12 protein-coding genes are annotated in these 9,550 nt (G+C 69.5%); 1 reads left to right on the forward strand and 11 read right to left on the reverse strand.

Translation table 11 applies throughout. The features are described from left to right. Nucleotides 1-8 precede the first annotated feature (8 nt). Genes LE181_RS23555 through LE181_RS23585 form a run of 7 tightly spaced genes read right to left on the reverse strand, consistent with a single transcriptional unit; the run spans nt 9 to nt 7,029 of the window. The gene (locus LE181_RS23555) at nt 9-716 is read right to left on the reverse strand and encodes a hypothetical protein (protein ID WP_225663487.1); all 708 of its coding nucleotides are present in this window, start codon (nt 714-716) and stop codon (nt 9-11) included. Continuing rightward, nucleotides 716-1,825, reverse strand: a complete 1,110-nt coding sequence (locus tag LE181_RS23560; RefSeq protein ID WP_225663488.1) for a hypothetical protein — start codon at nt 1,823-1,825, stop codon at nt 716-718. Before LE181_RS23560 ends, LE181_RS23555 begins: the two co-directional genes overlap by 1 nt. After that, entirely contained in the window at nt 1,822-2,928 is a 1,107-nt protein-coding gene (locus tag LE181_RS23565; RefSeq protein ID WP_225663489.1) for a hypothetical protein, read from the reverse strand. The genes LE181_RS23560 and LE181_RS23565 overlap by 4 nt, the downstream gene beginning before the upstream one ends. Before the next feature lie 46 nt (nt 2,929-2,974). Next, the gene (locus LE181_RS23570; RefSeq protein WP_225663490.1) at nt 2,975-3,904 is read right to left on the reverse strand and encodes a phage distal tail protein; all 930 of its coding nucleotides are present in this window, start codon (nt 3,902-3,904) and stop codon (nt 2,975-2,977) included. Nucleotides 3,905-3,964: 60 nt separating this feature from the next. Then, complete coding sequence (locus LE181_RS23575; RefSeq protein WP_225663491.1) at nt 3,965-5,188, reverse strand: hypothetical protein; 1,224 nt, start codon at nt 5,186-5,188, stop codon at nt 3,965-3,967. Between the two features lie 28 nt (nt 5,189-5,216). Then, the gene (locus LE181_RS23580; RefSeq protein WP_225663492.1) at nt 5,217-6,284 is read right to left on the reverse strand and encodes a phage tail family protein; all 1,068 of its coding nucleotides are present in this window, start codon (nt 6,282-6,284) and stop codon (nt 5,217-5,219) included. Between the two features lie 58 nt (nt 6,285-6,342). After that, nucleotides 6,343-7,029, reverse strand: a complete 687-nt coding sequence (locus LE181_RS23585) for a hypothetical protein (protein ID WP_225663493.1) — start codon at nt 7,027-7,029, stop codon at nt 6,343-6,345. 302 nt (nt 7,030-7,331) lie between these two features. Here LE181_RS23585 and LE181_RS23590 point away from each other — a divergent pair, with 302 nt between their 5' ends. Continuing rightward, the gene (locus LE181_RS23590; protein ID WP_225663494.1) at nt 7,332-7,589 is read left to right on the forward strand and encodes a hypothetical protein; all 258 of its coding nucleotides are present in this window, start codon (nt 7,332-7,334) and stop codon (nt 7,587-7,589) included. 12 nt (nt 7,590-7,601) lie between these two features. On the opposite strand, the gene LE181_RS23595 is transcribed toward LE181_RS23590, so the two are convergent. The 4 genes from LE181_RS23595 to LE181_RS23610 all read right to left on the reverse strand — a co-directional run bounded on the left by LE181_RS23595 (nt 7,602) and on the right by LE181_RS23610 (nt 9,503). Next, nucleotides 7,602-8,000 (reverse strand): hypothetical protein, encoded by a 399-nt coding sequence (locus LE181_RS23595; RefSeq protein WP_225663495.1) that lies wholly within the window; start codon nt 7,998-8,000, stop codon nt 7,602-7,604. A gap of 14 nt (nt 8,001-8,014) precedes the next feature. Then, nucleotides 8,015-8,305: a hypothetical protein gene (locus LE181_RS23600; RefSeq protein WP_225663496.1), complete on the reverse strand. Its 291-nt coding sequence runs from the start codon at nt 8,303-8,305 to the stop codon at nt 8,015-8,017. Nucleotides 8,306-8,412: 107 nt separating this feature from the next. Next, complete coding sequence (locus LE181_RS23605; RefSeq protein WP_225663497.1) at nt 8,413-8,997, reverse strand: phage tail tube protein; 585 nt, start codon at nt 8,995-8,997, stop codon at nt 8,413-8,415. A 98-nt stretch (nt 8,998-9,095) separates the two neighbouring features. Then, nucleotides 9,096-9,503: a hypothetical protein gene (locus LE181_RS23610; RefSeq protein WP_225663498.1), complete on the reverse strand. Its 408-nt coding sequence runs from the start codon at nt 9,501-9,503 to the stop codon at nt 9,096-9,098. Nucleotides 9,504-9,550 lie beyond the last annotated feature (47 nt).

Genomic DNA, 9,550 nt, shown 5'->3' on the forward strand with positions numbered 1-9,550 from the left:
CGTGGGTTTTAGGAGGGACCGCCGTACAGGGCGCGGGGGGATACCCACACGGTGTTGTTGGCGCCGGACGCGCGGGCCTGGATCTTGAACGTGATGTGGCTGTCGTAGTCCGCGCCGATGTACTCGTTGAATTCGAGCGTGCCGCTCTTCGACGTCGGGCCGACCTGCCGGTCGTTGACGAGCAGGCGCACCTCGCCGCCCGTGGTCGCGGCGATCAGGCAGTAGAGCCTCGGGTGCTGGACGATGGCGTTGCCGTTGTACAGGGTCGTCCAGCTGGTGGACCCGGTGGATTCCCACCTGCCGGTGTTCTCGGGCGTGGGCAGCGGATAGGGGATGTACGGCTTGGCCAGGCCGAAGTTCCTGGCGTCCTCGGCGAAGATGATGTTGCCCTTGGCGTCCCACATCCGGATGGGCTGGACGGGCAGGTCCTTGGGGTCGCCGGTCCAGACGGACAGCGCGACGGTCCCGTCGTCGCGCCGGACGACGAAGCCCTGCTGGTACTGGCCGCCCTCCCGGTCCGGCAACACCCGCCCGATGTAGGCGAGGTCCTTGCCCTCGGGTGTGCGCACGGTCAGCGAGCCGCCGTCGCCGATGACGACCCGGCCGCCCTGGATCTCGTCCATCTTGGGGCGCGTGTTGGCGCTGCCCATCAGTGCGCGGACCTGTCGTTCCAGGTCGCGGATGCGGTCGAGGATGTCGAGGGGGATGGCGGCCATCAGAGTCCTTCCAGGTAGAGCTTGGCGGTCTCGGCTTTCGCGCGCTCGGGCGGCGACACGGTCATGCCGACGACGCGGTAGCGGGCGTGGAGTCCTTCCGGGTGCCACAGGTCGGTGATGCGCAGCCGGACCGTGGCGCCGATGAGCGCGGGCGTCATCCGGCCGTCGATCCGGATGGTGGCTTCGGGGATGAGCTGGGGGTGCCGGGAGCGGGCGAGTTCGGCGTCGGCCAGGCTGTTGAGCGTGGCCCGGTCGCTGATCGAGCTGTGGTCGGAGGTGCCTTCGAGCCGTGGCCAGCCGGCGTTCAGGTCGTCGACCGAGACCTTCCGTTCCGACATCGTCGGCACCGAGTCCGCGGCCTGGTTGCGGTTCGCCGAGTTGCCGCGGGCCACCCACACGTTGGACTGCAGGGTCGCGTCGCTCGGCAGGCTGTACGACAGCAGCGGACCGGGCCGGTCCAGGACGATGTCCTGGGTGCCGACGCGGATCCTCGGGTGGCCGAGCTGGAGGCGTTTTACGCGCCGCGCGCTGACGGGGTCGCGGTAGCAGTGGACCCGCCACTCGAAGCCGTCCCGCTGGGCGGCGAGGCCGTCGAGGATCTCGCGGACCCGGGCGACATCGGTGTAGGCGTAGTTCTGGGTCCGCCGGACGCCCGAGATCTCGTTCCCGTATTCGATGCCGAGGTCGCCGCCGGGCTGCGCCTGGAGGTGGTCGAAGAGGCCGCGGACGATGTCGAACTGGTCGACGTCCTTGCTCTCGAAGCCGCTCGACAGGATCCGGTGGTCGAGGTACGAGTCGAAGGTCCCGGCCTGGATCTCGGCCGTCATCCGCCCCTGCTCGTCGCCGGAGGGCGTACAGGTCCAGAGGATGCCGCCCCACCAGATCTCGCCGCCGCGCTCCAGCCAGACCGCGGTGCGGCCGGGCCGGAGCGCGGACCGGGCCCGCTGGGCGAGGGCCCGGTCCGGCAGGGGGACCGTGGCGCGCAGCGATCCGGTCTTGCCGATGTAGTCGTCGAACTCGACGCCGGTCAGCGGCAGGGCGTCGACGACCTGGTCGGTGCGCAGATCGCAGAACAGGGCGCGGTAGGCGGGCCCGGGGCCCGTGGTCATTCGGCGGCCTCGTAGGTGCCGAACACCGTGAACCAGTTGCCCTCGCCGACGGACCGCGGCCAGTCGGCGTCCATCCAGCCGCCGGACGGCGTGCCGTCGCCGTTGTTGGAGGTCCAGCCGCAGGCGGAACCGTTGACGTGCCGGGACGCCTCCAGGAAGCAGCCGCCGTGGTAGTAGCCGTTGTCGACGCGGGCCTTCAGGTGGCCGTTGATGGCGGGCCCGGTCGGGCGGACGGGCAGGGACAGCCACCAGTTGCCGTTCTTCCCGGCCCCGCCCCAGTTGGTGGTGGAACCGATCCTCAGGCCCGCGGTGAAGTGCACGACGGAGCCGTCGTGCAGGTAGCGGCCCGACAGCGCGCCGTTGCCGATGCGCGGCGCCGGACCGTTGTCCGCGCCCCACTCCGGCGTGTAGTCCCGCCAGACCGCCCGGGGCTCCGGGTACGGCTTCCACTGGGTGCCGTCCCAGCGCTCCAGGCTCGTGCCGGTGTCGCGGTACTGGCCGACGTAGCCGCCGGGAAAGTTCTGGCCCCAGCCGCGCGGGATGATGCCGCCGACGGCGACGGTGGCCCTGCGCCGGTCGCGGACGGTGTCCCAGTTGATGCCGCCCTTGCCGGCGGAGGCCCCGGCGGGGACGGTGACCTCGGCGAGGGCGATGGCCGCGCGGGGCGTCGCGGGCGCGGCGGGGTTGGTGCCCGGCACGCCCTGGACGATCTCGACGACGGCCTCGGTGCGGTTGGAGGTGTCCTGCTGGGCGTCGTAGACGCGCAGCACGACCAGGTCCACACGGGGGTTGTTCGGGTCGCCGTCGGCGAAGGTGAGGGGGACGTAGTCGGTCACGGCGACGGGGTAGGAGCCGGCCGGCTCGGTGCCCTGCACGACGGCGCGGCCCGGGGTGACCTTGCCCGTCATGCCCTGGTCGCCGGAGACGTACAGGCCGTCCAGGGCGCGCAGGCCGTTCTGGGCGCCGGGGATCACGCCGTCCCGGGTGGCCAGTACGCCCTCCGGGGCCATGGTGCCGAGCGGGGCGAGCCGGGTGTCGACGCGGGTCTGGCCCCCGCCGGCGTCGGTGCGGTTGAGCAGCCATGCGCTGCGGACGTTGTTCATCTCGTCCTCCGAGGAAGGTGGTGGGGATGGGCGGCGGGTCGGTGGCTCACCAGTGGGCGTCGCGCCAGCGGACGGTCACCGAGGCGCGCGGGTCGGTCGAGTCGGGGCCGGCGCGGAAGGCCAGCGAGGTGGCGCCCGGCTCCAGCTGGAACAGCTGCTCGGGAGTGGAGCGGTTGGTGGCGGTGTAGAGCCGGGACGCGGTGCCGTTGAGCAGGACCGTTCCGTCCGTGGTGTCGACGGTCAGCACGTCGGCCTCGGCGAGCTGGATGTCGTACTCCAGCTGCCGTCCGTCGCCGAGCCGGGTCAGGGACGGGAGGCCGACCGGGCCGCGGAACTCGATCACGGGGCTGACGGGGGCGTCGCCCTCGTTCACCGCCGTGATCACTCCGGTGCTGCCGGCGGCGCCCCACTCCAGGGGCCACTCCAGGCCGCCGTCCGGCGTCCACAGCAGACCGGGCTCGGACGCGGGGAGTGGCGTCCGGCCCTGCTGCTCGGTGATGCCGAGGCGGCGGGGGTCGGTGCACAGCCACTGGAGGGAGACGGACGCGATGCCGTAGGTGACGTAGGTGCGGTCCGTCGGGACGACGCGGCGGTCGACGCGCGCCCGGCAGGCGAGGGTCTGGCCGTGCAGGCGCACGGCGAGCCACTGTTCGCCGCTGTGCACGGCCGTGGCGGCGCGGAACGCCTGGGCGACGGCCCGGGCCTGGTCGGGGCGGTCCGGCAGCAGCCAGACGGTCGCGGAGACCGTCCGCGGCCTGGCCCACTGGGCGCCGGGCCAGGAGCCGTGCTGGTCGGGCCTGGCCACGTCGGCGGAGTCCAGGTCCGGCAGGTCGTCCCAGCCGGTCAGGCCCTTGGCGTCGATCTGGTAGGGCGTACCGGGGCCCATGAGGAGCCCGGCCCACTCGATCTGCCCGTCCTGGGTGATCTGTGAGCCGGGGGGAGCGGTCGCGGTGTCGGGTTGTGTCGCTGTGGGCATGGGTGGGCCTCACCTCCGTGTGTAGGGGTCGCCTGCGCGGCTGTGCGCCGGACCGGCTGGTCAGTGCGCCGGGCTCCGTGCCGTCCGCGCGTGGGCTTCGGCGAGAAAGAGGAGGTCCGAGGCGATGGCGTGGGCGCCGCGGCCCTCGGGCTCGTGGTAGGTGCCGATGCGGGCCGCCGCCGGCGCGGGGGCGGCGCGCCGGGCGGCCTCGGCCGTACGGGCCAGCAACCGGTCGAGCTTCGGCATGGGCAGGACCGCCTCGGCCTCGCCGGCCTCGGCGAGGATCACGGGGACGCCGCCGTCGCGGGGGCTGACGACGCCTCCTGCGGCGAGCATCGGGATCTTCGGGAGGTCGACGCCGAAGTGCTTGCCGAGGATGCTGAAGCTGAGGCTGTTGAGGCCGTCGATGACCCAGTTGGCGAAGGCGATGAGCCCGTTGAGGGGGCCCTTGACGACACCGGTGACCATCTGGAACCCGGTCCTGAGGAAGTCGCCCATGCCGTGGAGCGCCTTCTCCATGGCGGAGCCGACCTTGCGGAAGCCGCCGGGGATGTCCTTGGTGACCCACCTGACCACCGGCTTGACGACGCTCTCGATGCCCTTCCAGACGCCCTTGACCGTGGCGAGGTAGCCGGTGATCACCGGGACGACGACGGTCAGGGCGGTGGTGAAGTACGTCTCGACGAGCCCGAAGACCGTCTCCACGACCTGCCGGCCGAGCTCCGAGTCCATCGCGAAGTCGATGAGCTCGGTGGCGAAGGGGGCGAGGAGGGAGATGACGAGGACGAACGGGTTCGTCTTCATCACGAGGTTGACGGCCGTCATGATGCCGCTGGCGAGTTTGAGTCTGCCGCCGAGGATTCCGGTGAACTTGCCGAGGATTCCTGCGGACGTGCCGGTGCGGGCGATGGCCGTGCCCGAGGCGGTGGCCTGGCGGTTGATGTTCTTCAGCAGCCGGGCGGACTGCTGTGCGCCGGTCTTCGTCCTGAGCAGTCCGGTGTGGGCGGTGCCGGCCTGCTTGCCGACGGCCAGGGCGGCGCGTCCGGCGGCCCCGGCGTGCGTACCGAACCGCTTGGCTTCCGTGCCGGCCCGGCCGGTGGACGTCCTGATGCGGTCGGCGGCCCGGGCGGCGTTCTCGACCGCGTTCTGGACGGTACGGACGGAGCGGGCCGCCTGGCCGAGCGCCGAGCCGAAGGTGCGGAACGCGCCGGCGGAGTCGGCGAGCGGGTTTCTCGGGATTCTCGGGTTTCTCGGGATTCCGGGGAGCGCTGCTGCGGCGGCCATGCGGAGTTCCTCCTTCTGGTCGGTGGGCCTAGCCGCGGGCCTTCGCGAGGAACATCAGCGCCCGGGCGGTGTCCCGCGGGGTGGAGGACGGGGTGGCGTAGTAGTTCTCGATGTGGAACCCGGCGGCCGGGCCGCCGCCGACGCCGGCCGCTTGGAGCCGGGCCTCGACCGCGGTGCGGGTCAGCAGCCGGTCGAGCTTCGACAGCGGCATGACCGCCTCGTGCTCGCCCGCCTCGGCGACGATCGCCGGCACCCCGCCGCTGCGGGGGGCGACGATGCCGCCCTCCGCGAGCATCGGGATGCGCGGGATGCTGACGCCGAAGGTCTTGCCGCCGACGAGGGGGACCCAGCCGGGAATCGTGACGCTGATGCCGTTGAGGGCGCCGATCGCCGAGTTGATCAGGCCGATGACGGCGTTGAGCGGGGACTTGACGGCCGAGAGGATGCCGTCGAACACGCCTCCGGCGAAGGACGACAGCCCGCTCCAGGCGCTGGACAGCGCGTCCTTGACGGTGTTGAACGCGCCGGGGATCGCGGAGCCGATCCACAGGGCGATCGGCAGGATGGCGGCCTTGATGCCGTCCCACACCCTGGAGATGATCTTGCCGGTGGTCTTCATCAGCGGGCCGATGGCCTTCATGACGGTGTCGACGACCTTGCCGATGACGTCGAAGGCGACCTTCATGATCTTCTGCATCGCCTTCGACTTGGACGCCATGGTGACGACCTTCTCGATGAGCGGTGCGAAGAGTTCGAGCAACATCCCGATGACGTTGCCCTTCATGGACTTGTTGAGCCCCTTGAACCCCCCGTCGGCCTTCTTGAGCCCGCCCTGGAACCTCCCCATGGACGTACCGCCCTTGCCGGCCTCCTTTCCGGCCTTCGCCACGGACCGGGCCGCCTGATCGGCGGCGGTCTTCATGCCCTTGAGCTCGCGGGCGGACTGCTGGGCGGAGTTCTTGATCCTGCCGACGTTGGTGTGGGCGGTGCCGGCCTGCCGGCCGAGCGTGCCGGCGGCTTTGCCGGCGGCGTCGATGGTGGTTTTGAAGCCTCGGAGAGAGCCCGAAGCTCTACCGAGGGACTGAACTAGAGACATGTCCTATCCGATCCGAAATTCGCGACGAGCAGGCCACGGAAAGAATGGTGCAAAGCTTTCACCCTCCGGCCAGGCTGCGGCTGAGACGGTCGACTGTCCTGTTCAGGTTCTGGGCAGCCCTGCTGTAGTCCTGCATGTCCCGCTGGATCTTTTCCCGACTCTTTTTTGTAGCCTTTTCCGCCTCGTCCGCCTCGGCTCGCATCCTCTTTGCACGCTCGATATCAGACCTTGCGTTCCGGTAAGCGGTCTTGAAGGCGGCAATATCTTGGCGAGCTTTTCTCGCGGCCTCGGCGTCCCGTGGATTCAGCCGGGCTCGCTCAACGCTCGCCGTGGCGGTCTCCTTGGCCTTCTCGACCCGGCCGTGAGTCTTGGAAGCCTTTTTGTCGGCAGCCTCCTGCTTCTGCTTGGCGTCCCGGGCGTGCGGCCAGGTCCATTTCTGCTTTCCGGCGAAAACGATTCCCTTTTCGTCGACCTTCAGTGCGGCTGCGTCGAATTTAATCGGTGTGACGCCCATGGCCACCAGGCCCAGGGAGACCTTCAGGCCTTCGACGCTTCCACTCAGAGCGGTGACGGATCCGCTCATCGTGCTGAGGGTTGCCGTCATTCCATTGACGGTGAGTCCGACCTTGTTGACCGTAAAGCTGAGGTCGTTGATCTTCTTGCTGTAGTCGCTGTGTTGCTTGGCCGGGTCTTCGAATTTATCGCCGAAATAGTCGGGGACGAGGGGTCCGGGATCGACAGCCATTACCTCACCTGGGTCGCTGTTGGGTGACCTGTCTAGGGGTCGTTTCTTCTTGATCGCCCAGCCGGTTGCGTGTTATTTTTACGCTTTGGTCACATCGGGTGGCCAGGGGGAGAGCTATGTTGCGATGGCTTATTGATGACTACGGGTGGGCGTGGCTTTCCTACGGGTTTGTGATGCTCTTGCCGACGGCTGTATTCATCGTGCCGTTCGGGGTCTACCCCTTGCTGGTGGACCGTCGGCTCCGCAGGTGCGGGACAACAGTGACCGCTGTGTGTACCGGCGCATCGTGGTCCGAAGGAAGAGTGTCCGAATACTTCCATTTCATGACGCTGGAGGGGGAACGCGTCTCTTATCGGAGTCCGCTGGCGGACGGACGTATATCAAGTGACGATGAAGAGGTGCGGATCGTTTACGATCCGAAATCCCCCCACCGGAGGGCGCGCACCGAGATCGAACTCGGAAAAAAATCACCGGCGCGTCGCGACCTGGGCTGCGGAATTCTTCTTCTGGTGGGCATGAATGTGATGATCCTGCCCTTCGTCATCCTGTTTTCCCTCTGAGCCTTCGACGGCTCAGCTGAAGAAGGCGAAGAGTTCTTCGTTCCCCGGATTCCGATGGACGTCTTCTTCCACCAGGGGTTCCCCCGGCGCCGTCGATGATCCGTGCGGATCACCGGGGCGCGGCACCGGCTCCGGATAGTCCAGCGGCTCGGCGTCCTCGCCGCTGTTGATCGTGGCCGTCATCCAGTTGGCCACCGCCGCGTGGTCCACCAGCGCCGCCAGCAGATGCGTCGAGGAGTCCCACTCCACGGCTTCGCCGTGCAGGTCGCGATTGACGGCGCTGTCCCGCGGCATGTGCTTCACCAGCACCGCGAGCCGCCGGGAGGACAGCGACCCGCGGTGCCAGTCCAGCAGGTCGACGCCGAAATGCCGTAGCAGATCGGCCTCCAGAGCCTCGGCGTGTTCTTCCACGAACGCGTCGAGGCTCAGTCTTCCCCCAGGCCGAGCCCGGTCTCCCGGCCGTACGCCTCCAGGATCGCGGCGATGTCCTGCATCGTCACGTCGTGCTCCAGGAAGCGGGCGAACTGCTCCTTGCCCAGCAGCAGCCCCAGCAGACCGTCCACGTCGTTGTCGTCCAGCTCCCGCAGCGCGCGAGCCGTGCGGTGGCCGATCTCGGTGGGGAGTTCGAAGGTGTCGCCGTCCAGGGCGAAGGACCATGACGCGCCCTGCGCCTCCAGGCGCTGGGCGCGGGCCGCGTTGACGTCGAATGCGGGCATGCTGTTGCTCCTTGCGGAAGAAGGGGAGGGAAGGTGCGGCGCCGCCCCGGGCGGGGCGGGAAGCGGGGCGGCGCCGCCATTCGGATGGTCGGAAAGGAGGGGCGGTCCTACTTGGCCGCGCCCGGCGCGAACGCCTTGTCCTTCATCAGCCACGTCGCCAGCGGAGCGCCCGGCTTCGAGGCCATCGCCGTGAAGGTCACGCCCAGCTTCACCGCACCCTTGCGGTTCAGGTCCACGTCGTCGCTGACCGTCACCAGGCCGCGCGGGACGACGAAGCGGTAGCGGATCTCGGCGCCGTCGCTGAACTCGACGCCCAGCGCGCGCTCGTCCTCGCCCTGGTCGCTCTGGATCTCGTACTTGAACAGGCCCGAGTTCGGGGCCGTCTCGACGACGTCGCCGCCGCCGAAGAAGAACGGCAGCGTGTCCTCGTTGAGCTGCAGCATGCCGAACTTCAGGGTCAGCTCGCGCTCGGTGTAGATGGTGCGGGCCGGCGTCAGCGACTGCCACGTGTCGATGTTGGCGGTCTTGCCCTTGCGGCCGAACTTCACGCCGTCGGTGCTGGTGTAGCCCAGGTCGTGCCAGGCGGCGCCCCACTCGGTGGCGGTGTCGGCGGGGGCGTCGGTGCCGACCTTGGCGATGAGGATGCGGCCGGTGCCGGCGACGCGGATCTCGCTCGGGTTCATTCCGGGCATGGGTTCTCCTTGATCAGGGGTAGGACGAAGGCCCCGCCGGACTCCGGCAGGGCCTGCGAAGAAGGGGTGCGGTGCGGGCGGCGGGGAGGAACGCCCGCTCACGCCGGGCGGAGCGAGAGGCGCACCGTGGTGAGGTAGCGGTTGGCGGCGGGCCGGTTGTAGTCCGGCAGCCAGCGCACCGCCTCGGTCTCGACGACGTCGGTGACGAGGGCCGTGCCGTAGGCGGTGCCACGCAGCTGCAGCAGCGCCGCGCGCACGGCGAGCGAGACGGAATGGGCCGCCGTCTTGTCCGGACCGTAGACCTCCAACTCGACCAGGGGCGTGTCGAGGTGCAGGTCGTCGACCCAGGCACCGCCGGTCCGGGAGACCAGCACCACCTTCTGGGTGCCGTCGAAGCCGCTCGGCGGACGGTTGTCGACGACCACCCCCGCCAGCTCCGGCCGGTACTTGAGGTTGTCGACGATGAGCCGTTCCACGTCCGGGAACGAGAGCAGGGCCGCGTTCACACGGACTCCTTACCGGGGCCAGTAGTTGGCCTGGACCTCGGCGTAGG

The organism is Streptomyces sichuanensis (assembly GCF_020328095.1).
Taxonomy (GTDB): Bacteria; Actinomycetota; Actinomycetes; order Streptomycetales; family Streptomycetaceae; genus Streptomyces; species Streptomyces cinnamoneus.

Coding starts and splice junctions, on each gene's coding strand:
- LE181_RS23555 (WP_225663487.1), bottom strand. CDS start 716: ATGGCCGCCATCCCCCTCGACATCCTCGACCGCATCCGCGACCTGGAA.
- LE181_RS23560 (WP_225663488.1), bottom strand. CDS start 1,825: ATGACCACGGGCCCCGGGCCCGCCTACCGCGCCCTGTTCTGCGATCTG.
- LE181_RS23565 (WP_225663489.1), bottom strand. CDS start 2,928: ATGAACAACGTCCGCAGCGCATGGCTGCTCAACCGCACCGACGCCGGC.
- LE181_RS23570 (WP_225663490.1), bottom strand. CDS start 3,904: ATGCCCACAGCGACACAACCCGACACCGCGACCGCTCCCCCCGGCTCA.
- LE181_RS23575 (WP_225663491.1), bottom strand. CDS start 5,188: ATGGCCGCCGCAGCAGCGCTCCCCGGAATCCCGAGAAACCCGAGAATC.
- LE181_RS23580 (WP_225663492.1), bottom strand. CDS start 6,284: ATGTCTCTAGTTCAGTCCCTCGGTAGAGCTTCGGGCTCTCTCCGAGGC.
- LE181_RS23585 (WP_225663493.1), bottom strand. CDS start 7,029: ATGGCTGTCGATCCCGGACCCCTCGTCCCCGACTATTTCGGCGATAAA.
- LE181_RS23600 (WP_225663496.1), bottom strand. CDS start 8,305: ATGCCCGCATTCGACGTCAACGCGGCCCGCGCCCAGCGCCTGGAGGCG.
- LE181_RS23605 (WP_225663497.1), bottom strand. CDS start 8,997: ATGCCCGGAATGAACCCGAGCGAGATCCGCGTCGCCGGCACCGGCCGC.